Here is a 26,667-nt window from a genome sequence, read left to right as displayed (position 1 = left end):
GGCCCGGGCGTCAACGACCCTGGAGGGAGCGGACGTTGTCGCCGAAGGTCCAGCCCTTCGAGCCGTCCCAGTTGAGCGACCAGGTCATCAGTCCCTTCAGCGAACCGCCGAAGGCGCTCCACGCCTGGCCGACCAGGCCCGGATCCATATAGCCGCCGCCTGCGCCGGGCTGGGCCGGCAGGCCGGGCACCTGCTTGTCGTAGGGCACCCGGACGGTGGTGCCCTGGACGGTCAGGCCGGTGTTCAGGCAGGTGGTCTGGGCGGTGAAGCCCTGCACGGTGCCGGCCTGGTAGGAGTCGCCGGAGCAGCCGTACATGCTGCCGTTGTAGTACTGCATGTTCAGCCACCACAGCTGCCCGTTGTCGGCGTACTTCTTGACGATCGGCAGGTAGGCGCCCCAGATCGACCCGTAGGTGACGCTGCCGCCGGTGACGTACGCGGTCTCGGGGGCCATGGTCAGGCCGAAGCCCGCGGGCATCTGGGCCAGCACGCCGTCGATGATGCGCATCAGGTTGGTCTGGGAGGCGGACGGCGCGTTGATGTCGCCGCTGCCGGACAGGCCGGTCTCGATGTCGATGTCGATGCCGTCGAAGTTGTACTTCTTGAGGATCGGGACGACGGTCGCCACGAACCTGTCGGCGACGGTGCCGGAGCTCAGGTCGATGCCCGCGGCGGCGCCGCCGATCGACATCAGGACGGTCGCGCCGTTCGCCTTGGCCTGGCACATCTCGGCGGGGGTCGAGACCTTGACGTTGGTGTCCATGCCGTCCTGCCACAGGACGGTGCCGTCCGAGAGGATCACCGGGAAGGCGGCGTTGACGACGTTGTAGCCGTGCGCGGCGATCCGGCTGTCCGTGATCGGGACCCAGCCCATGCCGGGGTGGACGCCGTTCGAGGCGCCGTCCCAGTTCTCCCAGTAGCCCTGCAGCACCTTGCCCGAGGGCTTGGGCTTCGTGGGGCAGGTGTCACCGGGCGGCGGCGTGGTCGGCGGGGTGGAGGTGGGCGGGGTGCTGGTGGGGGGCGTCGAGCTGGGCGGGGTGGAGGTGGGGGGCGTCGAGGTCGGCGGGGGCGTGGTCGGCGGGGTGCTGGTGGGCGGCGCGGAGGTGGGCGGGGTGCTGGTCGGCGAGGGGCTGCTGCCGCCGGGGCCGGTGAGCGAGACGTCGTCCGCGAAGTACGCCGGCTGCCCGTACCAGCCGTGCAGGTAGACGGTCACCGAGGTGGTGGTCGGCCCGGTGGTGAAGTCGACGCTGAGCCGGCCGTAGGACGCGTTGCCCGGCGTCCAGGTGGACGGGTCGCTGCCGGCGCCGGTGCCGGTGGCGCCCAGGTAGACGTAGCTGCCCTGGACGTAGGCGCTCAGTGTGTACTGCGAGTTGGGCTGCACGCTGACGGTCTGGCCGCACTGGGCGTCGTCCTGGCCGCTCGGCGTGGCCTTGAGCGCGCCGGCGCCGGAGTGGACCGGGCTGCCGACGACCTCGCCGGAGCCGCCGGTGCAGGTCCAGCCGGTGAGCCCGTTCTCGAAGCCGGGGTTGGCCACCAGGTTGGGGGTGGCGGCCCCGGCGGTGACGGTGCCGGCCACGGCGAGGCCGGCCGCGACGACGGCGGCGGCGCTCACCGCGGCGAGGGAGCGCCGCAGGACGGTCGGTGCGGGCTCGGTGCGGTTCGCCCGGGTCGCGCGGACCAGGGCCGTGCGCCGCGGCTCGTGCCCGGCCCGGTCGCCCGCGCGGCGGCCCGGGTCCGGACAGGGGCGGGGTTCGCCCGACGGACGGGGGGTGCGCGACCTCCGACGGAACATGCTGTGCTCCCTTCCCGCCGGAACGCCATGGGCATGCCAGTGCGTGGGGGCGTGACGCCCGGCTCTGGGTGAGGTGGGGACATGTGGGGCTGTGCCGGACCGGATCGTAGGAGGGTCGGCAAGCCCCGTCAATAGGTCTGGACCAATTGAGGTCTGGACCAATCGGAGAGGCCGCCCGGGACGGGCACCGGCCGCGCCCCGCCGGTCAGTTGGGCCGCTCCCCCGGCAGCCGGGTGCGGAAGGTGGTGGCACCCGGGGTGTCCAGGACGGTGAGGGTGCCCCCGTGCACGGCGGCGATGTCACGGGCGATCGGCAGGCCGAGGCCCGCGCCGCCGTCGTCGCGGCTGCGGGCGTCGTCCAGGCGGGCGAAGCGCTCGAAGATCTTCTCCCGGTCGGCCGGCCCGATCGGCGGCCCGTCGTTGGCGACGTCCAGCACGGCCTGCCCCGAGCCGCCGTCCAGGTCCAGCCGGACGGTGACGGCCCGGCGGGCGTGGCGCTGGGCGTTGTCGAGCAGGTTGGTCAGCAGCCGGCCCAGCCACAGCGGGTTTCCGGGCACCGTGACGCTCGCCGGCGCGTGGACGGTGACCGGCCGCTCCCCGGCGCCCCGGGCCGCGACGGTGCTGCGCACCAGCTCGGCCAGGTCGACGGCCTCCTCCGGCCGGCCCTGCCCGGCGACGTCCAGCCGGGCCAGCAGCAGCAGGTCGGCGGCGAGGCGCTGCAGCCGCTCGGTGTCCTCCAGGGCGCCCGCCACCATTTCGGCCCGGACCTGCGGATCGGGCAGGCCGAGGGCCACTTCGAGCTGGGTGCGCAGGACGGTGAGCGGGCTGCGCAGCTCGTGCGAGGCGTCGGCGATGAAGCGGCGCTGCCGGGCCCCGGCGGCTTCCAGGCGCTCCAGCATGGCGTTCATGGTCCCGGCCAGCCGGGCGATCTCGTCGTCGCTGCGGGGCTCGGGGACGCGGCGGTTCAGCTCGCGGTCGCCGATCGCCGCCACCTCGGCGCGGATCGCCTCCACCGGCCGCAGGGCCCGGCCGGTCGCCCGCCAGGTGAGCAGGCCGACGGTGAGCAGCAGGACCGTGCTCAGCACGGCCAGGGCCGCGGTGGTGACGTCCTGGGCGGCGTCGGCGGTGCGCAGCGAGGCGCCGACGTGGACGGTGACCGGGCCGGCCGGGGTGGCGGCGGTCGTGGTGGCGACGCGCTGGTGGTGCTCGTCGCCCAGGACGCCGACGTTGTACGTGCGGTGGCCCTCCCGGTGGCCGGTGGGGGCGACCGCGGGGTGGCCGGCCAGGTTCTGGCTGGCGGCGAGCACCCGGCCGTTCGCGTCGACGACCTGGATGAAGTCGGTGCCGTGGTCGAGCGGCAGCGGGCTGCTGAGCCGCCCGTCCGCGGCCAGCCGGGCGACGGCCTGGGCCTGTTCGCGGGCGCCGGTCTCGACGGTGCGCTCCAGGTTGGCGCGCAGCAGGAGGACGACGGCGGCGGCGGAGGCGGCGAGGACGACGGCGACGCTGAGGCAGGCGGCGAGGGTGGTGCGGGCCCGGACCGAGCGCGGGGTCAGCCGCTCGACCAGGGCCGCGAGGCGCGGGTGGCGGGCCAGGAGGCGGCGCAGGGCGGGGCGGGGGCGCGGCACGAGGCGGCGGCGCAGGGCGGGGCGGCGGCGCGGCGCGCGCGGGCCGCGGCCGGCCGGGGTCGGGTCAGCCACCGTCGGCCGCCAGCCGGTAGCCGGCGCCGCGCACGGTCTGCACCGCGGCCCGCCCGTACGGGGTGTCGATCTTGCGGCGCAGGGCGCTGACGTGGACCTCGACGGTGTTGGGGTCGCTGTCCGGGCCGCTGTCCCAGACCGCTTCGAGGATCTCCCGCTTGGAGACGGCCTCGCCGGCCCGCCGGGCGAGGTGGTCGAGGATCGCGAACTCGCGCGGGGTGAGGGCGACGGCGGTGCCGGCCCGGGTGCAGGTGCGGGCGGCCGAGTCGACCACGAGGTCGCCCAGGACGGTGCGCCGGGGCGCGCGGCTGCCGATCCGCCGGGCGAGGGCGCGCAGCCGGGCGACGAGGACGACGAAGGAGAACGGCTTGGACAGGTAGTCGTCGGCGCCGGTGTCCAGCGCCTCGGCCTCGTCCCACTCGCCGTCCTTGGCGGTGAGCATCAGGATGCCGACGTCGCTGCCGGAGGCCCGCAGCCGGGAGCAGACCCGGTAGCCGTTGAGGCCGGGCAGCATGATGTCGAGCAGCACCACGTCGTAGGCGTGCTCCATGGCCTTGGCGAGGCCGGTCAGGCCGTCGTGGGCGACGTCGACGGTGAAGCCCTCCGCGGTCAGCCCGTGCTGCAGCGCCAGGGCCAGTCGCCGCTCGTCCTCCACCACCAGTACACGCATGCCCACCAGGGTCGCAGGTCGTCGGAGCGGGAGGCTGAAGGGGTCTTCGGTTCTTCAGCCGATCTTCAGCAAGGCCCGGTCATATTGTCCGCACCGCCCGGGGTCGGCCCGGGCCTTGCCGAGAATGGGGTGGGCGCGATGAGCGAGCCCGTAGCAGCCGGGGAACCGCAGGAGCAGCCGGAGGCCGCGGCCCCGGGCAGGACGCGCACGGGCCTGGGCCGGGCCGGGCGCTGGGTGCGCCGCCGGTCGGCGCGCTGGGTCGTGGTCGGGGCGGCGGTGGTCGTGGTCGGCGCCGGTGCGGCGGCGATGGCGGTCCACCACCACGAGCACGAGGGCCACGGCGACGGCCGCCAGTGGGCGGCGGGCGACCGGGAGCAGCACGGCGGCCACGGCGACCAGGGCGGCCACGGCGGTCACGGCGGTCACCACGGCCGGCACGGCGGCGAGGGCCGTCAGGGCGGCGAGGACGGCACGCAGGCCGGCGACGGCACGCAGGCCCAGGGCGGCGGCCGGACCGGGAAGGCCGCGCCGGCGCCGCTGCCGTCGGCCGACGCCGGCACGGCCGTGACCAAGGCGGCGGGCGCGGTGTCGGGCGGCAAGGTGGAGTCGCTGACCACGGTCGCCCAGCAGGGCGGCGGCAGCGCCTGGCAGGCCGTGGTCCTCGGGCCGGACGGCGTGCGGCACCTGGTGACCGTGGACGGGGCCGGCGCCTCGGTCACCGGCAACACCGTCCTGGACCACTGACCGTCGCCCATCGGGCCCGTAACCAAGGAGTGCTGTCCTGTTGGGCGCCATGACCACCCCTCGAACGGCCGGTGCGCGCCGCTTCGCCCCCGGGGGACCCGTGCTGAGCAAGGTCCCCCGGGTGACGGCGGCGTTCTGGGCCGTCAAGATCCTCACCACCGGTATGGGTGAGACCACCTCCGACTACCTCGCCCGGGTGCTCGGGCCGGTCCCGGCGGTCGGCTCGGCCGGGCTGCTGCTGGCCGTCGCGCTGTTCGCGCAGGCCCGGACCAGGCGTTACGTCCCCGCGGTGTACTGGGCGGCGGTGATCATGGTGAGCGTGTTCGGCACCATGGCCGCCGATGTCGCGCACGTCGCCCTCGGGGTGCCGTACGCCGTGTCCGCGACGGCGTTCGCGGCGGCCCTCGCCCTGGTGTTCGCGCTGTGGCACCGGACGGAGGGGACGCTCGCGGTGGAGACCGTCGCGAGCGGCCGCCGCGAGGTCTTCTACTGGTGCGCGGTGATGGCGACCTTCGCCCTCGGCACGGCCGTGGGCGACCTGACCGCGGCCACCCTGGGCTGGGGCTACCTGCCGTCCGGGCTGCTGTTCGCCGCCCTGATCGCGCTGCCCGCGCTGGCCCACCGGTTCTCGGCGCTGCCGCCGGTCCTGGCGTTCTGGTGGGCCTACGTGCTCACCCGGCCGCTCGGCGCCTGCTTCGCCGACTGGGCCGGGGTGAGCCGCGAGCGCGGCGGCCTGGACCTCGGCACCGGGCCGGTCAGCCTCGTCCTCGCGGTGGTCATCCTCGCGGCGGTGGCCTGGCTGGGCCGGTCCGAGCGCCGCGCCGCCCGGATGCCGGCCTGAACCCCCCGGCCCCTGCGCGTCGGACGCCCGGGGTCCGCTCTGCCCGATGCGGCGGCGGACCCCGGGCGTTCGGCTATGCGTCGCCGAACGCGTAGTCGGTCAGGCCCCAGTAGACCCGGAGCCCGGCGATCCTCCCCTCCTCGCCGAGTTCGAAGACGTCCACGCAGTCGATGCTGACCCGGCGCTGCTCGGCGTCCTCGCCGGTGCTCAGGTGGCCAGTTGACATCCTCCCCCGGCTAAAGCCGGGGGATTCCAACACCCGTGGGGTGTTGAGGTTCACGGGCGCTCGACCGCTGGCGCGGTGTCACCCCTCCGGTACCGGAAGCTCGCTTCCGGGGCCTTACGGCCTGTCCTACCGCGACGTTGGTTGCTGCGTTGGTGTCGGCGTTGCAGGTGAACCCGCAGTTGGAGCATTCGAACTCGGCTTGGCTCTTGCGCGAGTTCTTGTCGATCCACTTGCACTGGCTGCACTGGAGTGAGGTGTACGGGGCCGGTACGTCTTCGACGCGCCCGGGAGCCTTGTGTTCGGTGCGCTGGCGCAGGAGTCCCCAGCCCTGGGCGAGGATCGCCCGGTTGAGTCCTGACTTCTGGGCGACGCGCCTGCCGGGCTCCTCGACAGTTCCCTTGGCGGAGCGAGTCATGCTCTTGATGTTCAGCTTCTCGAACCGGATCAGGTCATAGGATCTGGCCAGGTCAGTGCTGGTCTTCTCGCACCAGTCCTTGCGCCGGTTCGCCTCGCGGGCCTTGAGCTGGGCGACCTTTGCGTACTCGGCGGTCTTCTGCTCGCTGACCTTGGGTGCGCGGGCGGCGCGGCGCTGGTGCTTGCGGATCTGCGCGCGCTCCTTGACGGTGAGCTGCGGGCAGTTCAGCGTGCGGCCGTCGGACAGGGCGGCGGTGATGGCCACACCCCGGTCTATGCCAATGATCTCGCCCGTGCCGGGCGCGGGGGTCGGGTCGGGGATGACGGCGAATGCCGCGTGCCACTGGCCGTTGCGCCAGGTGACGCGGAACGTCTTCGCGTCCGGAAGCGTTGCGCCCTTCCCTTTCGGGGAAAGCTTGAAGCGCACCCAGCCACAGCCGGGCACCTTGACCTGAGCCCACCGGCGGTTGAGCTTCTGCACTACCACGGACCGACCGAAGACCTGTTTACCGGTCTTGACGTTCAGCTTCGGCGATCCATCCGGCAGGTACTCCGGGACACGATCGGTGCCGATGACCCGGAAGCCCTCGTGCCGGTACCGCTTGCGCCATGTCGGCTCGCCGAACCCGGAGGTGAACCGGGCGCTGACAGCCTTGGCGAAGTCCTTCAACGCCTGCTGCTGCACGTCCGCGTTACCGGAACCCAGCCACTCCTCTGACCTGCGGGCTTCGGTGAGCTGGCGGCACTGCTCCGCGAAGCCGGGCGCGGACTTGCGGCCCGGCTTCCAGTGGGAGCGCTGCTCGACGGCGAGGTTCCAGACGTACCGGGCGTGCGCGCAGTGCAAGAGCATCTGCTCTTCCTGCGCGGGCGTCGGGTACATCCGGAAACGTGGCATGCCGCCATGTTAGCGGCATAATGGCGGCATGATTAAGTACACCTTGCGCTCACCTGACGACCTGTGGGATCGACTGGCCGTGCAGGCCGCCACCGACAGACGGTCCATCAACTCTGAGATCCTGTATCTGCTGGAGGTCGCTCTCAACGCCGTTGCTCCCCAGACGCCGGTTCGCCTTGACGGCGAATCGGCTATGCCTGAACCGCTACGCGGGAAGCCCGATTCCCCCACCGGCTAAAGCCGGTGGCACCCTCGGGTTGCCAGGTGGATGGCGACGGCCGAGGAGGAGCAGCCGGTGTCCACGGTGAAGGTGGGGGCCGGCGCGCCCCCACCACGAGCGGCGTCAGCCGCCGACCGCGCGGCGGCGGAAGCCGGCCAGGCCGGCCGCGGTGAGCGCGGCGGCGACCAACACCAGGACCAGCAGCGGCGTCGCGCTCAGGCTCGCCGCCGGGATCCGCGGGATGTGGGTGAACGGCGAGACGTCGAGCAGCTTCTGGTTCCAGCCGAACGCCCCGCCGAGTTGGCCTCCGGAGACGGCCGCCGGGCTGATCCGCAGCACCTCGCTCAGCTCGGCGGCGGTGCGCGCAAGTCCCGGGCGGCGGGCGGGCAGTGAGCCCGGCCGCCGCCCGGGCCCGGCCGGGCGCGCGGCACCGGGTCAGGTCCCGGCGAGGGCCGAGCCGGTGCCGCGCAGGCCCAGGTAGCTCGACAGGTCGTTGCGGCCGTAGGCGTCGATCCGGTGGAGGGCGGTCGCCGGTGGGGTGCGGCAAGCCGGTCCGCCCGACTTCCCGCACCCCACCGGCGCCGCCTCACATGTGCCTGGCGCCGTCCTTGATCGCCTCGCGGATGCGGAAGTAGGTCCCGCAGCGGCAGATGTTGCGGATGCCGTCGAGGTCGGCGTCGGTGATCGCGCGGCCCTCCTCGGCGACCCGGCGCACCAGCGCGACGGCGGCCATGATCTGGCCGGGCTGGCAGTAGCCGCACTGCGCCACGTCGTGGTCCAGCCAGGCCTGCTGCATCGGGTGGAGGTCCTTGCCGACGGTGGCCGGCAGCCCTTCGATGGTGGTGACCTCGTCGGTCGGGCCCAGGTCCTTGACCGGGATCGCGCAGGGGTTGGCGGCCTTGCCGTTGACGTGGCTGGTGCACGCCTTGCAGACGTTGATGCCGCAGCCGTACTTCGGTCCGGTGACGCCCAGGACGTCGCGCAGCACCCACAGCAGTCGCACGTCGTCGGCGACGTCGACGGTGACCTGCTCGCCGTTGAGGCGGAACGTGTGCTTCGGCACGGGGATCTCCTAGCGGCCCTCAGCGGGCGAGGTTCAGGCCGTCGGTGGGCGACGGCGGGACGGGCGGGACGGTCGGCTTCGGCTCGAAGGAGAGGGTGCCGTGGTTGATCGGGAAGCTGGTCGGCATGGTGCCCGTCGCCCGGCCGTACGCGCAGGCGACCGCGGCCATCGACGCGGCGACGCCGAGCTCCCCGGCCCCGCCGGGCTCGCCGGTGGTGGTCGGCAGGACGATGACCTGCAGCTCCGGGGGCGTGTTCCACTGCCGGGTGTAGAAGTAGTTGTCCCAGCTCGCCTCCAGGAAGTACCCGTCGCGCAGGTGCAGGCTGGAGGTCAGGGTCTGGGCGATGCCGTCCATGACGCAGCCCATCATCTGGGCCTCCAGGCCGCGCGGGTTGACGGCGAGGCCGACGTCCACGGCGAGGACGGCCTTGGTGACGCGCGGTCCGGCCACGCCGTTGCGGACGGGCCGGTCGACGGTCTCGGGCCGGCAATCGATCTCCACCAGCACCGCGCTGACGGCGTGGTACTCGGAGTGGAAGGCGATCCCCTGGGCCGTGCCCGCCGGCATCGTCCGGCCCCAGCCGCCGACCTCGGCGACCTTGTCGAGCGCCGCCCGGGCGCGGTCGTCGGCGAGGAACTCGCTCCGGAACCGGTACGGGTCCTTGCCCATCCGGGCGGCGAGCTGGTCGACGACCAGCTCCCGGGCGGTGGTGACGTCCGGGGAGTAGACGTTGCGCATGCTGCCGGTGTTGAAGCCCTTGTCGGTCTCGGTCAGCAGCCGGCTGCTGACGCCGAAGCGGTAGGGCATCGACTGGGAGAGCTGGAAGAAGGTCTCGGAGAAGCCGATGTCGCCCACCGGCAGCTTCGCCGCCATGGCGGTGAAGATCTCGCCGAGCCCCATGCTGAGGTCGGTCGAGACGCTGGTGTGGTGCTGCGCGTAGCCGAGCACCTCGGTGCCGAGGTAGGAGGCGCGCACCCGGGAGGTGGCCATGGGGTGGGCGCGCCCCTGCCGGGAGTCGTCCGCGCGGTGCCACATGAGCTTGACGGGCTTGCCGATCCGCTGGGAGATCTCGGCGGCCTCCGACGCGGCGTCGTGGAAGAGCCGGCGCCCGAAGGAGCCGCCGCTCTCGGTGACGTGCACGGTGACGGCGGAGGGCGGCAGGCCGAGCTTGGCGGCGATGGCCTCCTTGGCCACGATCGGCGACTTCAGGGCCGACCAGATCTCGGCGCGGCCGGGCCGCACGTCGGCTATCGCGCAGTTGGTCTCCAGCGCGCTGTTGCTGCGGAAGTGGAAGGTGAACGTGCCCTCGACCGTGGGGGTCAGCGCCGGGAGCACGAACGGCGCCTCGGCGGCGCGCAGTTCGGCCAGCACGGTGTCGTCGGACTTGCCGGCCGCCGTCCCGTCCGCCCAGGTCACCTGGAGGGCGCGGACGGCGTCGATGCACTGGCCGAAGGTCTCCGCGCGGACCGCGACGCCGGTGGAGATCACCGTGACGTCGGTGACGCCCGGCATGGCGCGGACCTGGTCGGCGTTGGCCACCGACCGGACCGTACCGTTGATCGTCGGCGGGCGGCAGACCATGGTCGGCTTGGCGTCCGGGATCTGGAGGTCCATCGCGAACTTCTTGCGCCCGGTCACCGCGGCGAGCGCGTCGACGCGGTTGTGCGGCGTGCCGATGACGGTGAAGCGCTCGCGCGGCTTGAGCACAACGGACACCGGCTCGGTCCGGACGCCGGCGGCCTTCTCGGCGAGATCGCCGATGCCGATGCCGCGGCCCGCCGCGTCGGTGACGACCCCGGCCCGCAGGGTGAGGTCCCCGACCACCGCGCCGAGCTCGATCGCGGCCGCCGCCAGCAGCCGGCCCCGGGCGACGGCCGCGGCGACCCGGATCGGCACGAAGGTCGCGATGGTGGTGTTCGACCCGCCGGTGAGCTGATTGAAGAGCAGTTCCGGCCGGGCGTCGGCCAGGGTGACCCGCACCTTCTCCACCGGGACGTCCAGTTCCTCGGCGATCAGCATCGCCGAGGACGTGGTGATGCCCTGCCCGACCTCGGCCCGGGGCAGCGCGAAGGAGACGGTGCCGTCCTTGTTCACCTCGACCGTGATGAGGTTCGCGGTCGGCAGGGCGGCCGCGGTCATCACGTCGTTGAGGTCGAGCAGCCGCGTGATGTCGGGCGACGGGAGCTGCGCCTGCGCCTCGGGCGCCAGGCCGAGTTCGGCGGCGGCGACGAGGGTCGGAGCCGCGAGCACGTACCCGAGGAAGCGGCGCCTGCCGATGGCGTGCGGATCGGCCTCCGGCCTCGGACTGTCAGCCCGGGTCATCGGTAACTCCCCTTCTTCGGCCCGGCGTTGACCGTTTTCTGGTCGTCGGAACCGGGCGTCCTGTTGCTGTCTGCGGCCACCACCCTGGCGGATCGGCCCTCAGACCACCGGATCATCACTCAATCTCCACGGTTCGACTCCGGCCCGTCGCATTCCGACGGGACGGCGGCCGGAACGGTGGAACTGGCGATCGGGCGGCGGACAAGTCCTTCGAGCGGGCCGGGGGTGGTCACCGGACGACCGGCGATATTACCTGAAAGTAACTTGATGTGATGTCAGGGCCCTCTCGGCACCGCCCCCGCCACGGACCGCGGCATCCTGACCGGAACCCCGCCGTCGAGATCAGGACACGGCCCCCACCGCCATCCGAAGGCGGTGGGGGCCGTGGTGTCCCGGCGGGCGCGTTCACGCCGTGGCGGCGCCGGTCTTCTCCTCAAGCGGGATGATCCGGGTCTCGGCCGTGCCGATGAGCGGGGTCACGGAGTAGACGTCGAGCTGCCCGGCCATCGGCCCGATCCCGATCCGGTGCACGGTGGTGATGCCGATGGTGCTCACCGTCGCGCTCGGCCCGCCCAGGTTGACCGAGGGCACCAGCACGGAGAACGAGGTCGACCCGCGGTCGATCGAGATCTCGATCGTCACGCTCACCACCTGTCCGAGCGGAGTCTTGTCCACCGTCACCTCCGAGCCCCGGAACACCAGGGACCTCGTCGAGTCGGCGTACTCGAACGAGCTCAGGCCACCCGGGCCCATCGGCATCCAGACGACGTGCAGCGGGGTGTGGCTCCCATGGGTGGAGTGGAACTGGTAGTAGTCCGGCTCGGTCACGGCTTCTCCGTCTCGGTTGGCGATCCCCCACCTGGCGCCCCAGCCTCCGTCCGGCCCTCCGCCGCCCCCTCACGGGCACGCGCTTTTGGACCGAACGTGCGACACCGTCTCGTCCGAAGGCAGGCAGGCGTGCCGGCCCCGCCACCGGGCCCCGGCGAACCGGCGGGCTCAGCCCAGGAGCAGGAACGCGTCCCAGTCCGCGTCGGCTGCGCCGGGATCGGTGTGGGCGTGCAGGGCCAGGGCCGCGCCGGCGGTGCCCTCCAGCAGAGTGGCGGGCTCCCCGGCCGCGAGGGCGGCGGCGAGGTCGCGGGCGGCGGCCGCGGCGAGGGCGGGCAGGTGGCCGGCCAGGTCGGCGGAGCCGGAGTCCCCGGCCATCCGCTGGACGATCCGCAGCAGACCGCCGGTGCCGTGGCAGAGCCCGGCGCCGGCCAGGTGCCAGGTCGCCGGCTCGGCCAGGGCGGCGACGAGCGCGCCGACGGCCGAGGCCCGCCAGTCGGCGCGGCCCAGCGCCGTGCCGGCGAGGAACAGCGCCCGCGCCGCACCCGGGGTGCCGTAGCACCAGGCCGCCCGGGTCGGCGCGTCCGCGGGTGGTCGGCCCTCCTCCACGTCCTCCACCTTCAGCGTCATCGACCAGCCGCCGGCGGGCAGCCGGTGGGCGGCGAGCCAGCACGCCAGCGCCTCGATCGCCTCGTCCTGCCCGGGCACCCGCACGCCCCGCAGCCGGGCCAGCGCCAGCAGCGCGAGCGGGCCCGGAACGCCGTGCGCCAGACCGAGGTTGACGTGGCCGCGGGGGTGGTCGGCGTCCGCTCCCGGCAGCCCCGGCCCGCCCGCCGTCCACCAGCGCGGCAGCGCCCCGCCGGCCGGCCCGGCCAGCTCCACCAGGGCCGCCAGCACTCCGGCCAGCGCGGGCCCGTCCGGCTCCAGGGCCAGCAGCAGCCGGCCCAGACCCGCCGCCCCCGAGACCGCGTCGAAGGTGTGCGCCCGCAGCCCCGCCCCCGCCGCCAGATCGGCCCGCAGCGCGGCCACCCGCCCGGCGGCGGACTCACCGACCCGGGGCGCGAGCGCGTCCATGAGCCCCCGGTACTCGCCGGGGCCCCGCGCCATGGTGCGGGCGGCGAAGGCCACGGCGGCCGCACCGGAGAAGAGGCCGCCCCCGCGCATCGCCCCGGGCGCCCGCACCGCGTGCGCGAGCAGCCCGTGCGCGGCCCGGCGCAGCCCCGCGTCCGGCCCGGCCAGCACCGCGAGGGCGAGCGCCGCACCACTGAGACCGGCCCCGAGCCCCGGAGTCGGGACGGCCTCCGGCCCGGCGGGGCGGGCGAGTTGGGCGGTGACCGCCTGGACGGCTTCGGTGGGAGTCAACGGACCTCGCTCGGGGTGGTGGGTCGGGTACGGCGGCCGGTGACCGCCCGCTTCAGTGGGGGCCATCGGGCGGCTCAGCGGGCGGCGGGGGGACGGCTTCGGTGGGCTTCGAGGCTGCCGCGGGCGAGGGCGTAGGCGCGGCGTTCGGCTTCGCGGTCGATGCCGATCAGGCGGTTGTGGCCCATGTGGAGGAGGGAGGCGAGGGCCGGGCCGGCCACGGCGGGGGCGAGCAGCGCGGCGTAGTCGGCGAGCCGGCTCGCGCGCTGGTGCCAGGCGGCGGTGAGGGCGGGGTCGGCGGGCAGCAGACCGCCCGCCGGGGCGCTGGGGCCGTCCGGGCCGATGGCACGCAGGGCCGCGGTGCGGTGGGCCCGGAAGGCCTGGTGGTGCTGTTCGGATTTGGGGTAGGTGGCGGCGATCCAGCTGCCGACCGGCAGCGGGGTGGGGCGGGCCGCGAGGAAGGCCCGGGCGGTGGCGGTGAGGTTGACGGCGGCGAGCAGTTCGCCGGGGGTGGTGCGGGCGGCGCGGGCCAGCCGCAGGGCGGCGAGGGCCACCGAGCTGTCGGCGTGGAAGACGCGTTCGGCGTGCGCGAGGGCGGCGGGACCGCCGTAGCGGTCGGTCTCGGGGGTGTAGCTGTCCAGGCGCAGGTCGGCGGCGAGGCCGGCGCGGCGCAGGTCGTGGGCCCAGTCGTGGAGGGCGGGCAGCAGGTCCGCGGCGAGGGCGCACGGGGTGCCGTGGAAGCGCAGCCGCAGGTGGGGGGCGGGGTCGCGGTAGCGGATGAAGAACCAGCGGTCCACGTCGCCGGGCAGGTCGGCGAGCAGCCGGGGCAGGTGGTCGGCGAGGATCTCGTCGTGGCGGGCCTCGGTGGCCGCGAGGCGGGCGAACAGCCAAGGTCCGCCGGGGAGTTCGGGCGTTCGGGGGCGCGGGGCGGGCAGTGGCCGGCGCACCTCGGGGGCAACCGGGTCGGCCGGACGGGCGGTGCGGCGCAGCGGGACGACGAGTTCGGCGGTGCGGGCGCCGCCGGGGCCGCGCAGCCAGCCGCCGTCGCCGTCCCCGCCTCCGGCCTCACCGCCGCCGCCGAGGTCCTCCTGGAGCACGGTGGGCCGGTCGGAGCGGGACTGGCTGTGCAGGAGGCGGCGGTGCCAGGGGTTGTCGAGGTCGAGGCTGATCCGCTGGTCGCCGCTGAGCAGGCGCACGGCGGCCGGCACGCCCCAGCGGCGGCGCCACCGGCCGAGGCCGTCGGCCCACTGCTCGTACGGGGCGTCGGCGGAGGGGACGGGGGCGGTGAGGCGCCAGCTGGCGGGGGCGAGGACGACCCGGCCGCGTCGGACGCGGGGCAGGGCGGGGGCGCTGCCGGCGGCGCCCCAGTCCCAGGGCTGCCAGGGGCGTTGGCCGGTGAGGGCGACCTCCTGGAGGAAGCGGGCGGCGTTGGGGGCGCCGGTGCGCAGGTTGAGCGCGTGGTGGGCGGTGGCGCGGATCTCGCGGCCGAGGCTGCGCGAGTGGACGGTGAGGCGTTCGGCGTCGGCGAGGACGACGAGGTCGTCCAGCGGGAGAGCGGTGGGCCCGCCGGGGTCGGGGAAGGCGCTGACGGCGACGCGGTGGCCGAGCCAGCGGGGGGTGAGGGCGATGTTGGCGTGGCGGGGGCGGTAGGGGGTGAACTCCAGGTGGGCGTCGAGGACTTCACCGGCGTCAGGGGCCGCGGCGCCCGGGGTGCTGCCCGCGGCGGCGGCGAGCAGCGCGCCGCCGTCCGCGCCGGCACCGGCGAGGTGGGCGGCGAAGCGGCCGAAGGTGGCGCCGGCGCGGTCGCTGCCGGCGGTCGCGGAGAGTACGAGGCGGAACTGTCCGGCGTCCAGGGCGTCGAGGGAGTCGGCGGCGAGTTCGGCGTACAGCTCCAGGGAGGCGGGCGGGGTGTCGGCGGCGCCGCCCGGTTCCTCCCGCGACGGCAGCAGCCGGGCGAGCAGGTCGTCGTCGAGGACGACCTCGGGCAGCGGGGCGCCGGGTTCGCGGTCGGCCAGGGCGCCGGCGGCGAGTTCGGCCAGCACCCGGTCGCGGGCCGCGTCGGCGTCGGTGCGGGGGCGGGTGGACTGCGGGTTGGCCGCGCCGCGGGCACCGGCGGGGCGCCGGTAGCCGGCGGGCGGGCCGAGGCCGGTGTCGGGGTCGAGCAGTTCGGCGAGCGGGACGGGGCTGTCGGTGCCGTACCGCTCGACGAACTCCGCATGGTAACTGCGCAGGTGCTCGGGGGCGGTGGTCGGCGGGGAGAGCCGCCACAGGACGGTGGCGGTGTGCTCCAGTTCGGTGCGGACCTGCTCGGGCAGGACCACGTCGGCGTCCAGCGCGAGGTCCGCGTGCAGCGCGCGGTCGGCGGGCACGAGGCGGGTCATCCGTCGGCGTGCCTCGCGCAGCACGGCGGCGGCCTGCCCGCGCGGCAGGGCGGATGCCTGGCCCAACAGGGCGCGTACGGTGGCGAGTTCGGCGCGTACGGGGTGGCCGTCCGGCAGCCGGTCGAGGACGTGGCCGAGCAGGTCGGTGCTGTCCGGCGGGGGTGTCAGGTCGGTGAGCAGGAAGCCCTGGGCGACCAGGGTGCGCACGAGCGCGGCGATCGCCTCGGCCGGGGCGGCGGGGAAGTCGGCGGCCAGCGCGGCGAGCAGGTCGGCGTGGCGCACCGGGCGGGCGGCGTGCCGGAGGGCGGCGCGGACGACGGCGGTGGCGCGGACGGTGCGCTCGCTGACGGGCTGCGCGCCCGGGTCCTTGGCGCCGGCGGCCCCGGTGCCCGCCGGGGTGGTGCTCCGCTCGGGCAGGTAGGGCAGGACGAGCCGGTCGCCGCGCAGGGCGGCCTGCTGGTCGACGGCCAGCCGCAGGGTCGCCAGCACCTGCGGCTCGGTGCGCAGCCGGTCCAGGAGCGGGAGGAGCCAGCCGAGGTCGGGGCGGAACGCGCGGCGTTCGGCGCCGTCCCAGCGGACCTCGGCCCGGCTGCCGAAGCGGGCCGGTGCGACGGCGGCCATCAGGCCGAAGGGGGTGGGGCGGGTGGCCATCCGCAGCCGGTAGCGGCCGATCGCCTCGGCCGCGCGCCGCAGGGCGGCGGGGCGCGGGGCGGACGGGCGCGGGGCGGACGGGATGGAGCCGGTCTGCTCCAACAGGTCCGCCAGGGAGGGGCTGGAGACCTCGATGGCCTCGCACAGGACCGGATCGGCGGCGGCCTCGGCGAGGTACGCCACGAGCCCGGCGGCCTCGGGCCCGGCAGTGTCGGGCCCGGCGGCCTCCGGCCCGGCCGCGTGGCGGTGCGGGCGGGCCAGCGCGGGTGTGCGCAGCAGGACGGGGCCGGTCGCGGTGAAGAGCGTGTCCTGGTGTGCCGCGTGCGTCGTCTTCCCCACCGTGCCCCCGTGCCTCGCGCCTCGCGGCCTCGTGCCGCTGCACCGCGCGGCTTTGTCGGGTCGTTCTATCCCGATGATCGAAAGGTGTCCATCATCGATCAAAAGTCGTCAACAGTTGGCTGAATTCGTCCATCCATCGGCGCACGGTCATTGTCGGGCTCTGCGCCGAGTGCCTAACGTCCGCTGCAGTCCGCCGCGGCCAGTCGCGGCACCGACGAAGGGAGGCCCCCATGGCCACCGACATGCAGGAGCTGTTCGACCTCGACGTGCAGGACCTCGTCACCGCCGAGACCGGCGAGCAGGAGGAAGCCGCGTTCAGCATCTCGTGCGACGGGTCCTGCACCCGCCCGTACTGCATCTGACCGGTACGACCGGTTCGATCGGGCGGATCCGCCTGATCCAGCGGCAGTACGGGTACGACCGGGCGCGGTTGCCCGGACCGTTCACACGGTCCGGCGCAGCCGCGCCCGTTCGCGTTCGCCCTGCTCAGCCGCCCAGCGGCCCCGGAAGCGGCGGTCCGTCCGGCGCCGGAGCGGGGAGCGGCCCCCGCGCGAGGCGCAGCAGTTCCTGCGGGGTCAGTTCGGCCAGGCGGGCACGGCTGCGGTCCAGCACCTCGGCGGCCGCGGCCAGCAGGTCGGCGGCCGTGCCGGGACGTTCGGGCAGGTCGCCGCCGCCCGGGCCGCCGGCGGCGTCGCCCGCGGCTCCGGGTGAGGCGCCCGCGGCCAGGAACTCGCCGACCGCCGCGTGCAGCCGTCCGGTGCCGACCTCCCGGACGGTGAACGAGAGGTGCACCGACAGCCCCTGACGCCCCGTCGCCGCGTGCGGCGCGCCGCGCGGCACGTACAGCACCTCGCCCGGCGCGAGCACCGTGTGCAACGCCACCGGTCCCGGCTCGGGGGCGAGCCCCGGGCGCCAACGCCCGTCCGCGGGCGCCGCGTGGACCGTCCACTCCTTCTCCCCCGCGAGCTGGACGACCAGCACGTCCGCGTCGTCGCGGTGCACGTCCAGGCCGCGCCGGCCAGCGCCCGTCGCGAAGCAGAACGCCTCGGTGCGGCGGCCCAGATGGTGGGCGATGTCGGTGGCCAACTCCCGTACCGGGGCGTGCCACTGGTCCAGTTGCGGCAGCAGCAGGGTGGCCCCCTCGGCCAGCAGGGCGGCGATCCGCCCGGGGTCGGCCCAGCCCTCCTCGCGTCGCCCGGCGACCGTGCGGGCGGTGCAGAAGCGCTCGGGCGCCACCACCTCGCCGCCCTGCACCATCTCCACGTACGGCACCCGCAGCAGTCCGCCGCGCAGGACGGCGTCCAGCTCGCCCGGCCGGGGCAGCCCGGCGGGCCACCCGGCGGTGCGGAACACCTGTGGCCTGCGGTTCTCCAGTGCCTCGGCGAAGGCATCCGCGTCCCCCACCAGCTCGGCCAGTACTCGCCCCATCGCCCGTCCCCTCTCGTCCGAGATCGCATCCGGCGGCTCACGAGTGGCCGACCGTCCCATGACGAACGGATGAACGAGGGGGAGCGGTTGAACCAGGTCCGCCGCCGGATCGGGAACCGGCCAGCTTGGCGCACCCGGCCGCACACCCGCCCGACCCCACGATCCCCCAGGCCGACCGGGCATCCGCCCCTCCCACCGCGCTCCGCGCCGGGGTCGCGGCGGGGCCGCCGGGGGCGGAATCCGGCGACCGTGGGATAGATCACACCCGGCCGCAGGCCGGCGCCGGGCCCGACCGGAGCCGTCGCGCGGACGCCCGGCCGCACCCCTTGTTGCGGATATGATGCAACTGCAGATGATGAGCAACAAGGAGCTGTGGCCGATGACCGGATCGCCGGTGGTGCTGGGGATCGAGTCGTCCTGCGACGAGACCGGGGCCGGTCTGGTGCGCGACGGCGTGCTGCTGGGGCACGCCGTCGCGTCGTCCATGGACGAGCACGCCCGCTACGGCGGAGTCGTCCCCGAGATCGCCGCCCGCGCCCACGTCCACGCGGTGGCTCCCGTCGTCCGGGAGGCCCTGGACCGGGCCGGGCTCGCCCTGGCCGACATCGGCGCCGTCGCCGTGACCGCCGGCCCGGGCCTGTCCGGGGCCCTGCAGGTCGGCGTGGCGGCCGCCAAGGGCTACGCCTTCTCCCTCGGCGTCCCGCTCCACGGGGTCCACCACCTCGCCGGGCACGTCGCCGCGGCTGCGCTGGACGGCGGGCCGCTGCCGAACCCCTGCGTGGTGCTGATCGTCTCCGGCGGCCACACCTCCCTGCTGCTGGTGCGCGACCTCGCCCGGGACCCGATCGTCCACCTCGGCGACACGCTGGACGACGCCGCCGGCGAGTGCTTCGACAAGGTCGCCAGGATCCTGCGCCTGCCCTACCCCGGCGGCCCCGCGATCGACCGCGCCGCCCGCGACGGCGACCCGGCCGCCGTCCGCCTCCCCCGCCCGCTCAGCGGACCGAACGACCCGCCGTACGCGTTCTCCTTCTCCGGCCTCAAGACCGCCGCCGCCCGCTGGGTCGAGGCCCAGCGCGCCGCCGGCACCGAACCGCATGTCCCGGACGCGTCCGCCGCCCTCCAGGAGGCCATCGCCGACACGCTCACCCGCAAGGCCGTCCGCGCCTGCACCGACCACGGCATCGACACCCTCGTCGTGGTCGGCGGGGTCGCCGCCAACTCCCGCGTCCGGGCCCTCACCGAGCAGCGCTGCGCGGCCGCCGGCATCGCCCTGCGCGTTCCCGCGCTGCGGCTGTGCACCGACAACGGCGCCATGATCGCCGCCATCGGCGACCTGCTGGTCCGCTCCGGCGCCGCACCCGCCCCGATGGACCTCGCCGTCGACCCCTCCGCGCCGCTGGAGTACGCCGCCCTCACCCCGCTCGCCGCGGCCCGCGCCGGGTGACGGCCGTCGCGGTCCGCCCGGACCGGCCTCGGACCCGGACGGCCGCGGACTCCCGGACCGGTCTCAGGCCCGGCCGGCCGTGGACTCCCGGACCTCCAGTGCCCAGTCGTGCCGCCGCACGGTTCCGGGCTCGGCCGTTCCCGCCAGCAGATCGCTGAGCAGGGCCGCGCACGCGCGCCCGTACTCCGCCGGCCGCAGGTCGACCGCGGTGACCCGGGGGCCCGAGCCGCGCGCCGCGGCTCCGTCGACACAGGCCGCCACCAGCAGGTCCGCCCCGACCCGCCGGCCCGCCCGGGCCGCGGCCGCGAGCACGCCGGGAACGGCGCCGTCCGGGGCGCACACCACCGCGTCCGCGGCGACGGCCCCGCCGATCAGTTCGGCGGTGGCGGCCTCGGCCTCGGCCGGCGTGGCGGCGAACGGGACGGTCCGCACGGCCACCCCGACCCCCTCGCGCCGGCTCCAGTCGCCGGCGGCCGCCCGCAGCGCCGCGGCCCAGTCCGAGCCCGGCCCGGGCACGAGCAGCGCCGGGCGGCGGGCTCCGTGCTCCGCGAGGTGGTCCAGCAGGGCGACCAGCGAGGCGGCGTTGTCGCACACCACCGCGCCGCTCGGCGCGGCGCCGCCGCCGAGGTAGCGCTCGCCCGTGACCACCGGGACGCCCGCGCCCAGCAGGTCGGGGACCTCCGGGTCCTCGACCTCGGGGTCGATCACCAGCAGACCGTCCACCCGGGCGGCGAGCCCGCCGCCGGCCGCCGTGCCGGGTGCGAGCAGGACGAGGTCCAGCCCGTCCTCCCGGGCCCGCTCGACCGCGCCGAACGCCAGGTTCATGTAGTAGTCCAGGCGCGTCGCGGTGCGCGGCAGGTGCAGTCCGATCGCTCCGGTGCCGGCCCGGCGCAGGCTGCGCGCCGCGGTGTTCGGCCGGTAGCCGAGGCGGCGGGCCACCTCCTGGACGTGCGTGCGGGTGGCCCCGGAGACCCGGCCGGATCCGCCGAGCGCGTTGGAGGCGGTGCTCTTGGACACGCCGGCCGCCCGGGCCACGTCGATCAGGGTCACGGAGCGGCTGGTCACAGCCCGGAAGTCTAGACGCAGCCCCGCCACGCGCTCCCCCGCCGGTTCGCTCTCCCTTGCTGGAACGTTCCAGCAGTGTCTACGATGCGCCGCGCTGGAACGTTCCAGCAAGGGCTGCGCCCGTCCGAGCCGAGCACCTGGGAGACACCCCCATGACCCGCGGATTCGATGTCGTGGAGACCGGAATCGCCGACCTCCGCGCGGCACTGGAACAGGGCGCGACCACCGCGGTCGAACTGCTCGACGCCTACCTCGCCCGGATCGACGCCTACGACCGGCCCGGCACCGCCACCGCGCTCAACGCGCTGGTCGTGATGAACCCGGACGCCCGTGCCGAGGCCGAGGCCTCCGACGCCCGCCGCGCGCGCGGCGAGACGCTCGGCCCGCTGGACGGCATCCCCTACACGGCCAAGGACAGCTACCTCGCCAAGGGGCTCACCGCCGCCGCCGGTTCGCCGGCCTTCGAGCACCTCGTCGCCCAGCGCGACGCCTTCGCCATCGAGCGGCTGCGCGCCGGCGGGGCCGTCCTCATCGGCCTCACCAACATGCCGCCGATGGCGAACGGCGGCATGCAGCGCGGCCTGTACGGCCGCGCGGAGAGCCCGTACAGCGCCGACTGGCTCACCAGCGCCTACGGCTCCGGTTCGTCCAACGGCTCGGGCACCGCGACGGCGGCGTCCTTCGGCGCGTTCGGCCTCGGCGAGGAGACCTGGTCCTCGGGCCGGGCGCCCGCCTCCAACAACGCCCTGTGCGCCTACACGCCCAGCCGCGGCGTGATCTCGGTACGCGGCAACTGGCCGCTCGTACCGACCATGGACGTCGTGGTCCCGCACACCCGCACCATGGCCGACCTGCTCGAACTGCTCGACGTCGTGGTGGCCGACGACCCGGACACCCGCGGCGACCTGTGGCGCGCCCAGCCGTGGGTGCCGCTGCCCGCCGCCTCCCGGGTCCGCCCCGCCTCCTACCCGGCGCTCGCGCCCGCCGACCCGGCGGCGGCCCGCGCCGCGCTCGCCGGCCGGCGCGTCGGCGTCCCCAGGATGTACATCAACGCCGACCCCGACGCCGGCACCAACCCCGAGGGCGGCATCGGCGGCCAGACCGGCGAGCGGATCGACACCCGGCCCTCGGTGATCGACCTGTGGGAGGCCGCGCGCCGCGACCTGGAGGCGGCCGGCGCCGAGGTGGTCGAGGTCGACTTCCCCGTCGTGACGAACTACGAGTCCGACCGCCCCGGCGCGCCCTCCCTGCTCACCCGGGGGCTGGTCGGCCGGGACTTCCTCACCGTCGAGATCGAGGACCTGTCCGCCTGGGCCTGGGACGACTTCCTGCGGGCCAACGGCGACCCGCGGCTCGACACCCTGGCCGAGGTCGACGGCGACCGCATCTGGCCCCCGCACGAGGGTGAACTCCCCGGCCGCTACGCCGGGTTCGAGGACTCGATCGGCGACTACCCGCGCTTCGTGCGCGAGCGCCCGTACGCGTCCTTCACCGACATGCCGCACCTGGAACAGGGACTGCGCGGGCTGGAGGAGACCCGCCGGATCGACCTGGAGGACTGGATGGACGAACTCGGCCTGCACGCCGTGGTCTTCCCCACGGCCGCCGACGTCGCCCCGGCCGACATGGACGTCAACGAGGCCTCCGCCGACCTCGGCTGGCGCAACGGCGTCTGGGTCGCCAACGGCAATCTGGTGCCCCGTCACCTCGGCATCCCGACGGTGACCGTCCCCATGGGCACCATGACGGACACCGGCATGCCGGTCGGCCTGACCTTCGCGGGCCGCGCCTACGACGACAACGCCCTGCTCACCCTCGCCGCGGCCTTCGAGGCGACGGGCAGTCGGCGCACGGTGCCGCCCCGCACGCCCCGGCTCCCGGCGGAGTGACGACGACCGGCGCGCGGCACCGCCCCCGCGGTGCCGCGCGCCGGCCCCTACCTGCTCGGCGACACACGGAAGTTCGGTGCCCGTCAGGGCCGGGGGCCGGGCCGGGGGCCGGGCCGGGGGCCGGGCTGGGCGGCGGCCTCCCAGGTGGGGCCGTCAGCGCAGTCGGGCGGGGGCGAAGCGGACCGGGATCCCGGGGGCGGCCTGGGCGGCCGCCGGGAGGGCCGCGGCGGGGACCACGCCGACGACGGGGTAGCCGCCGGTGGTCGGGTGGTCCGCGAGGAACACCACCGGGCGGCCGTCCGGCGGCACCTGGACCGCGCCCAGGACCATGCCCTCACTGGGCAGTTCGCCCTCCCGGGCGCGCGCCAGCGGCGGTCCGTCCAGGCGCAGGCCGATCCGGTTGCTGGTCGTCGAGACGTGGTAGACGGCGCGCGCGAGGGCGCCGAGGGCCCCGGCGGTGAACCAGTCGTCGCGCGGGCCGAGCAGGAGCGGCAGGACCAGCCCGGCGGGCGGGGCCGCCCAGGGCAGCACGTCCGCCCCGGCCGGCTGGCCGACCGGGGCACCGAGCGGCAGGTCGTCCCCGGCGGACAGCGGCGCGGGGCCCAGGCCGGAGAGCAGGTCGGTCGAACGGCTGCCGAGGACCGGGGCGGTGGCGATCCCGCCCGCGAAGGCGAGGTAGCTGCGGACCCCCCGGGTCGCGGGGCCGACGTCGAGCCGCGCCCCGGCGGGCAGCCGGACCGGGGCACCCCAGGCGGCGGGCCGGCCGTCGACCCGTACGGCGCAGGGCGCCCCGGTCACGGCCACCGTCACCGGCCGGTGCACCCGCACCGCGCAGCCGAGCACCGTGGTCTCCAGGGCGGCCGCCCCGGCGGGGTTGCCGACCAGCCGGTTCGCCAGCCGGTGGGCCGGCCGGTCGAGCGCGCCGGAGCGTGGCACGCCCAGGTGGGCGTGGCCCGGCCGGCCGAGGTCCTGGACGGTCGTCAGCAGGCCCGCGCCGACGACCGTGACGGTCGCGGTCTCCCCGGTCGCGGTCTCCCCGGTCACGTCCTCACGTCTTCTCTCCACGTCCGTTCCCCTCGCGTCTGCCCCGGTCATGCGTCCTCGATGACGAACCGCACCCGCGCCCCGGGGGCGAACAGGGCGGCGGGCTCGCGCCCGGCGTCCCACAGTGCGGCCCCGGTGCGGCCGATCAGCTGCCAGCCGCCCGGGGACGAGCGCGGGTAGACACCGGTGTACGGGCCGGCCAGCGCCACCGAGCCGGCCGGGACGGCGCTGCGGGGCACCGCCCGCCGTGGCACGTGGTACCGCTCGGCGAGGCCGGTGAGGTAGCCGAAGCCGGGGGCGAACCCGCTGAAGCCGACGCGGAATTCGGTCGCGGAGTGGATGCGTGCGACGGCGTCCCGCGCGACGCCCCAGAGCGCGGCGACCTCCGCCAGGTCCGCGCCGTCGTAGCGGACCGGGACGGTCACCACCGGGCCGGCCCGTTCCGGGGCGGGCGGCACGCGCCAGGTGGCCAGTTCGGCGGCCAGGGCGCCCGGGTCCGCCACCCCGTCGATCAGCACGGTCCGTTCGGCCGGGACGATCTCGTCCACCGGCGGCAGGGCGAACGCCGCGCGTCTGCGCAGGAGTTCGGCGTGGAGGGCGGCGGTGCGGTCGGCGTCGGCGAGTTCGACCAGCAGGGCGTGCGGGCCGACTCTCAGCACTCTCATGCGGGGGCCCCGGCGCGCGCCCCGGCCGCTCGCGGCGCCGCCCGGCCGCCCGTCACGGCGCGTCTCCCGGGAAGTGCCCGGCGCCGGGGACGTCCCCGGCGCCCGGGGCCTGCCCGCGCTCCGCCATGGCGCGCACGATCACGGCCCGCGCGTCGTCCAGGTACCCGGTCAACTCGACTTCTGCGTCGTCGATCTCGCCGGACTCCAGCAACCCGGCGAGCGCCTGGTTGCGGCGCAGGAACGGCTCGTGGAACGCGCGGGCGGAGCGGACGGCGGCGAAGGCCAGGCGCAGTTCGGCCATCAGCCGCGCCATGCACTCGTCGATCCGCCCGCTGCCGGCCAGCCCGGCGACGGCCCGGTGGAAGTGCAGGTCGGCGGTGCCGACCGCGGCCCAGTCGCCCAGCTGCTCGGCGGCCTCCGCCCGGACGAGCGCGGCCCGCACCGCGGCCAGGCGTTCCGGTGCCGCGCTGCGCAGCGCGCGTACGCCGGCCATCTCCAGGGCCAGGCGCAGGGTGTAGATGTCGACGACGTCCGCCGGTTCGAGGACCCGGACGAACACCCCGCGGTTGAGCTCGTGGACGACCAGGCGCTGGTCGGCCAGCTGCCGGAACGCCTCGCGGAGCGTGTTGCGCGACACCGCGAGCGCATCGCCCAGCGCTTCCTCCGACAGGCGCGTCCCGGGGACGAGCCGGCCCTCGGTGATGTGCTCGCGCAGCACCTCGGCCACCCGCTGGGCGGCGCTGGCGCGTTCGAGCCGGCTCCGGTCGGCCGCGAGTGCGTCGAAAACCCCGGTCAAGCCTGCCTCCTGCCGCCTCGCGTTCTGTCAGAACGCAATCCTGCCCTGACTCTTGTCGGATTGTTCCACAATCCCCTAGCCTCGCGGCAACCCCCGCGAGGTCGCGGCCCCACCGGGCCGGGCCTCCTGCGTCGTGCGGTGCCGCCGAGAGCCCCGTACACGGCGCGGACCCCTCCGAAAGGCGACCAGGAACATGATCGTTCTTGTCGGCATCCTCATCGTGGTGGCCGGATTCGCCACCCGGCGAAATCCGCTCCTCGTCGTCGGCGCCGCCGGCGTCGTCACCGGCCTGCTGGGCGGGATGAGCCCGATGAAGGTCCTGGAGGCGTTCGGGACGGGCTTCGCCTCCAGCCGTTCGGTGACCGTCTTCGCCGTCACCCTCCCGGTCATCGGCCTCCTGGAGCGCCACGGCCTGCAGAACCAGGCCCGCACCCTGATGAACCGGCTCGCGAAGGTCAGCGCCGGCCGCCTGCTCGCCTGCTACCTGGTGGTCCGCCAGCTCGCCGCCGCCCTCGGGCTCACCGCGCTCGGCGGACACCCCCAGGCGGTGCGGCCGATGATCGCGCCGATGGCGGAGGCCGCCGCCGAACGCCGGCACGGCGCCCTGACCGGCAAGGCCCGCGAACGCCTGCGCTCCTTCGCCGCCAGCGCCGACAACGTCGGCCTGTTCTTCGGCGAGGACTGCTTCCTCGCGGTCGGCTCGATCCTCCTGATCACCGGCTTCGTCAACGCGACCTACCACACCGCCCTGGAGCCGGTGCAGCTCGCCCTGTGGGCCATCCCCACCGCGGTCTGCGCCACCCTCGTCCACGGCCTGCGCCTGCTGCGGCTGGACACCACCCTCGCCCGGGACCTGCGCACCGCTTCCGGCACCCCCACCACCCCCCGCCCCGCCGGCGCCCTCACCGCGGAGGACAGCAAGTGATCAAGGTCGAATGGCTGTACTGGCTCCTCGGCGCCGTCTTCCTCGCGATGGCCGTGCAGATGGCGGCCGACCGCGACAACCCCAAGCGGTTCGGCAGCGCCGCCTTCTGGGGCCTGTTCGGCGCGAGCTTCGTCTACGGCACCCGGGTCGCCGACAAGAGCGCGCCCGCCGCACCCCTGGGCGCGGCCGTCCTGGCCATGATCTGCCTGGGCGGCCTCGGCTTCACCGGCCTGGGCACGCCCAGGACCACCACCCCCGAGCAACGGGCCGCCTCCGCCGCCCGTCTCGGCAGCCGGCTGTTCATCCCCGCGCTCACCCTGCCGCTGGTCGCGCTGATCTGCGCCACCCTCCTCAAGGGCGTGCACCTCGGCGGCGGCCCGCTGCTCCAGTCCGGCGGCGAGGCGCTGCTCGGGCTCGGCATCGGCACGCTCGTCGCCCTGGCCGTCGGCCTCGCCCTCACCCGCGAGCGCAACCCCGTCGTCGCCCTGCACTCCGGCCGCACCCTGGTGGAGGCCGTGGGCTGGGCGCTGCTGCTGCCCCAGCTCCTCGCCGTGCTCGGCTCGATCTTCCAGGCCGCCGGGGTCGGCACCCAGGTCGGCAGGATCACCACCCACTTCCTGCCCGACGGCAGCACGTACGCGGCGGTGGCGCTCTACTGCCTCGGCATGGCCCTGTTCACCGTGATCATGGGCAACGCGTTCGCCGCCTTCCCCGTCATGACCGCCGCCATCGGCTGGCCCGTCCTGATCACCCAGCTGCACGGCGATCCGGCGGTCGTCCTGGCCGTGGGCATGCTGGCCGGCTTCTGCGGCACCCTCGTCACCCCGATGGCCGCCAACTTCAACCTGGTCCCGGCCACCCTGCTCGAACTCAAGGACCAGTACGGGCCGATCAAAGCCCAACTGCCCACTGCCGGCGCCCTGTTGGTGTGCAACATGGCGATCATGTCGCTGTTCGCCTTCTGACCGC

24 protein-coding genes and 3 pseudogenes are annotated in these 26,667 nt (G+C 75.4%); 8 read left to right on the top strand and 19 right to left on the bottom strand.

Annotation, left to right across the window (positions count from 1 at the left end; translation table 11 throughout):
• Positions 1–10 precede the first annotated feature (10 nt).
• The 4 genes and pseudogenes from ACPC54_RS20525 to ACPC54_RS20510 all read right to left on the bottom strand — a co-directional run.
• Positions 11–976, bottom strand: a pseudogene (locus ACPC54_RS20525) (chitinase); the annotation flags it as partial.
• Between the two features lie 225 nt (positions 977–1,201).
• Positions 1,202–1,792, bottom strand: a pseudogene (locus ACPC54_RS20520) (carbohydrate binding domain-containing protein); the annotation flags it as partial.
• A 205-nt stretch (positions 1,793–1,997) separates the two neighbouring features.
• The gene (locus ACPC54_RS20515) at positions 1,998–3,488 is read right to left on the bottom strand and encodes a sensor histidine kinase (RefSeq protein ID WP_498966534.1); all 1,491 of its coding nucleotides are present in this window, start codon (positions 3,486–3,488) and stop codon (positions 1,998–2,000) included.
• Positions 3,481–4,158, bottom strand: coding sequence for a response regulator transcription factor (locus ACPC54_RS20510; RefSeq protein ID WP_498966533.1), 678 nt, complete (start codon positions 4,156–4,158; stop codon positions 3,481–3,483). The genes ACPC54_RS20515 and ACPC54_RS20510 overlap by 8 nt, the downstream gene beginning before the upstream one ends.
• Before the next feature lie 138 nt (positions 4,159–4,296).
• Here ACPC54_RS20510 and ACPC54_RS20505 point away from each other — a divergent pair, with 138 nt between their 5' ends.
• Both ACPC54_RS20505 and ACPC54_RS20500 read left to right on the top strand, forming a co-directional pair.
• A complete protein-coding gene (locus ACPC54_RS20505) occupies positions 4,297–4,902 on the top strand; it encodes a hypothetical protein (RefSeq protein ID WP_498966532.1) in 606 nt (201 codons plus the stop codon).
• 49 nt (positions 4,903–4,951) lie between these two features.
• Positions 4,952–5,743 (top strand): COG4705 family protein, encoded by a 792-nt coding sequence (locus ACPC54_RS20500; RefSeq protein ID WP_498966531.1) that lies wholly within the window; start codon positions 4,952–4,954, stop codon positions 5,741–5,743.
• A gap of 73 nt (positions 5,744–5,816) precedes the next feature.
• On the opposite strand, the gene ACPC54_RS20495 is transcribed toward ACPC54_RS20500, so the two are convergent.
• Together ACPC54_RS20495 and ACPC54_RS20490 are read right to left on the bottom strand one after the other, a co-directional pair.
• Positions 5,817–5,969, bottom strand: a complete 153-nt coding sequence (locus ACPC54_RS20495) for a hypothetical protein (RefSeq protein WP_498966529.1) — start codon at positions 5,967–5,969, stop codon at positions 5,817–5,819.
• Between the two features lie 10 nt (positions 5,970–5,979).
• Positions 5,980–7,278, bottom strand: coding sequence for an RNA-guided endonuclease InsQ/TnpB family protein (locus ACPC54_RS20490; RefSeq protein ID WP_498966528.1), 1,299 nt, complete (start codon positions 7,276–7,278; stop codon positions 5,980–5,982).
• 28 nt (positions 7,279–7,306) lie between these two features.
• Between ACPC54_RS20490 and ACPC54_RS20485 the strand changes: the two genes are divergently transcribed.
• Positions 7,307–7,516 carry an Arc family DNA-binding protein gene (locus ACPC54_RS20485; RefSeq protein WP_498966526.1) on the top strand — a complete coding sequence of 70 codons (210 nt, stop codon included), beginning with the start codon at positions 7,307–7,309 and terminating at the stop codon, positions 7,514–7,516.
• Here ACPC54_RS20485 and ACPC54_RS20480 read toward each other — a convergent pair.
• The 8 genes and pseudogenes from ACPC54_RS20480 to ACPC54_RS20445 form a co-directional block, all read right to left on the bottom strand.
• Positions 7,513–7,605 (bottom strand): annotated as a pseudogene (locus tag ACPC54_RS20480) (beta-ketoacyl synthase N-terminal-like domain-containing protein); the annotation flags it as partial. The gene ACPC54_RS20485 and the pseudogene ACPC54_RS20480 sit on opposite strands and share 4 nt — an antisense overlap.
• 16 nt (positions 7,606–7,621) lie before the next feature.
• Positions 7,622–7,837, bottom strand: a complete 216-nt coding sequence (locus tag ACPC54_RS20475; protein WP_498966524.1) for an efflux permease Rv1217c-related protein — start codon at positions 7,835–7,837, stop codon at positions 7,622–7,624.
• A 96-nt stretch (positions 7,838–7,933) separates the two neighbouring features.
• Positions 7,934–8,074, bottom strand: a complete 141-nt coding sequence (locus tag ACPC54_RS20470; protein WP_498966523.1) for a hypothetical protein — start codon at positions 8,072–8,074, stop codon at positions 7,934–7,936.
• Positions 8,075–8,084: 10 nt separating this feature from the next.
• Positions 8,085–8,561: a (2Fe-2S)-binding protein gene (locus ACPC54_RS20465; protein ID WP_498966521.1), complete on the bottom strand. Its 477-nt coding sequence runs from the start codon at positions 8,559–8,561 to the stop codon at positions 8,085–8,087.
• A 19-nt stretch (positions 8,562–8,580) separates the two neighbouring features.
• The gene (locus ACPC54_RS20460; protein WP_498966519.1) at positions 8,581–10,884 is read right to left on the bottom strand and encodes a molybdopterin cofactor-binding domain-containing protein; all 2,304 of its coding nucleotides are present in this window, start codon (positions 10,882–10,884) and stop codon (positions 8,581–8,583) included.
• A gap of 405 nt (positions 10,885–11,289) precedes the next feature.
• Positions 11,290–11,712 carry a hypothetical protein gene (locus tag ACPC54_RS20455; RefSeq protein ID WP_498966518.1) on the bottom strand — a complete coding sequence of 141 codons (423 nt, stop codon included), beginning with the start codon at positions 11,710–11,712 and terminating at the stop codon, positions 11,290–11,292.
• Between the two features lie 168 nt (positions 11,713–11,880).
• The gene (locus ACPC54_RS20450; RefSeq protein WP_498966516.1) at positions 11,881–13,071 is read right to left on the bottom strand and encodes a lanthionine synthetase LanC family protein; all 1,191 of its coding nucleotides are present in this window, start codon (positions 13,069–13,071) and stop codon (positions 11,881–11,883) included.
• A gap of 74 nt (positions 13,072–13,145) precedes the next feature.
• On the bottom strand, positions 13,146–16,439 hold the full coding sequence (locus tag ACPC54_RS20445; RefSeq protein WP_498966514.1) for a lantibiotic dehydratase: 3,294 nt from the start codon (positions 16,437–16,439) through the stop codon (positions 13,146–13,148).
• Positions 16,440–16,669: 230 nt separating this feature from the next.
• Between ACPC54_RS20445 and ACPC54_RS20440 the strand changes: the two genes are divergently transcribed.
• Positions 16,670–16,801 (top strand): hypothetical protein, encoded by a 132-nt coding sequence (locus tag ACPC54_RS20440; protein WP_498966512.1) that lies wholly within the window; start codon positions 16,670–16,672, stop codon positions 16,799–16,801.
• 124 nt (positions 16,802–16,925) lie between these two features.
• On the opposite strand, the gene ACPC54_RS20435 is transcribed toward ACPC54_RS20440, so the two are convergent.
• On the bottom strand, positions 16,926–17,867 hold the full coding sequence (locus ACPC54_RS20435) for a JmjC domain-containing protein (protein ID WP_498966510.1): 942 nt from the start codon (positions 17,865–17,867) through the stop codon (positions 16,926–16,928).
• Positions 17,868–18,222: 355 nt separating this feature from the next.
• Between ACPC54_RS20435 and tsaD the strand changes: the two genes are divergently transcribed.
• Positions 18,223–19,314: a tRNA (adenosine(37)-N6)-threonylcarbamoyltransferase complex transferase subunit TsaD gene (gene tsaD / locus ACPC54_RS20430; protein WP_498966567.1), complete on the top strand. Its 1,092-nt coding sequence runs from the start codon at positions 18,223–18,225 to the stop codon at positions 19,312–19,314.
• A gap of 63 nt (positions 19,315–19,377) precedes the next feature.
• On the opposite strand, the gene ACPC54_RS20425 is transcribed toward tsaD, so the two are convergent.
• Positions 19,378–20,379 (bottom strand): LacI family DNA-binding transcriptional regulator, encoded by a 1,002-nt coding sequence (locus ACPC54_RS20425; RefSeq protein WP_498966509.1) that lies wholly within the window; start codon positions 20,377–20,379, stop codon positions 19,378–19,380.
• A 152-nt stretch (positions 20,380–20,531) separates the two neighbouring features.
• Between ACPC54_RS20425 and ACPC54_RS20420 the strand changes: the two genes are divergently transcribed.
• Positions 20,532–22,268, top strand: coding sequence for an amidase (locus ACPC54_RS20420; protein WP_498966507.1), 1,737 nt, complete (start codon positions 20,532–20,534; stop codon positions 22,266–22,268).
• A gap of 153 nt (positions 22,269–22,421) precedes the next feature.
• Here ACPC54_RS20420 and ACPC54_RS20415 read toward each other — a convergent pair whose 3' ends face one another.
• Genes ACPC54_RS20415 through ACPC54_RS20405 form a run of 3 tightly spaced genes read right to left on the bottom strand, consistent with a single transcriptional unit; the run spans position 22,422 to position 24,773 of the window.
• Positions 22,422–23,333: a 5-oxoprolinase subunit C family protein gene (locus ACPC54_RS20415; protein ID WP_498966505.1), complete on the bottom strand. Its 912-nt coding sequence runs from the start codon at positions 23,331–23,333 to the stop codon at positions 22,422–22,424.
• 26 nt (positions 23,334–23,359) lie between these two features.
• Positions 23,360–23,977, bottom strand: coding sequence for a 5-oxoprolinase subunit B family protein (locus ACPC54_RS20410; RefSeq protein WP_498966504.1), 618 nt, complete (start codon positions 23,975–23,977; stop codon positions 23,360–23,362).
• Positions 23,978–24,029: 52 nt separating this feature from the next.
• On the bottom strand, positions 24,030–24,773 hold the full coding sequence (locus ACPC54_RS20405) for a GntR family transcriptional regulator (RefSeq protein WP_498966503.1): 744 nt from the start codon (positions 24,771–24,773) through the stop codon (positions 24,030–24,032).
• Between the two features lie 193 nt (positions 24,774–24,966).
• Here ACPC54_RS20405 and ACPC54_RS20400 point away from each other — a divergent pair, with 193 nt between their 5' ends.
• Both ACPC54_RS20400 and ACPC54_RS20395 read left to right on the top strand, forming a co-directional pair.
• Positions 24,967–25,698 (top strand): DUF969 domain-containing protein, encoded by a 732-nt coding sequence (locus ACPC54_RS20400; RefSeq protein ID WP_498966501.1) that lies wholly within the window; start codon positions 24,967–24,969, stop codon positions 25,696–25,698.
• The gene (locus tag ACPC54_RS20395) at positions 25,695–26,663 is read left to right on the top strand and encodes a DUF979 domain-containing protein (RefSeq protein ID WP_498966500.1); all 969 of its coding nucleotides are present in this window, start codon (positions 25,695–25,697) and stop codon (positions 26,661–26,663) included. The genes ACPC54_RS20400 and ACPC54_RS20395 overlap by 4 nt, the downstream gene beginning before the upstream one ends.
• Positions 26,664–26,667: the final 4 nt, after the last annotated feature.

Origin of the sequence: Kitasatospora sp. NPDC094028 (assembly GCF_049543595.1) — a bacterium.
Lineage (GTDB): Bacteria > Actinomycetota > Actinomycetes > Streptomycetales > Streptomycetaceae > Kitasatospora.
Note: the sequence above shows the minus strand (reverse complement) of the source record. Positions and strands in the feature narration are given on the sequence as shown.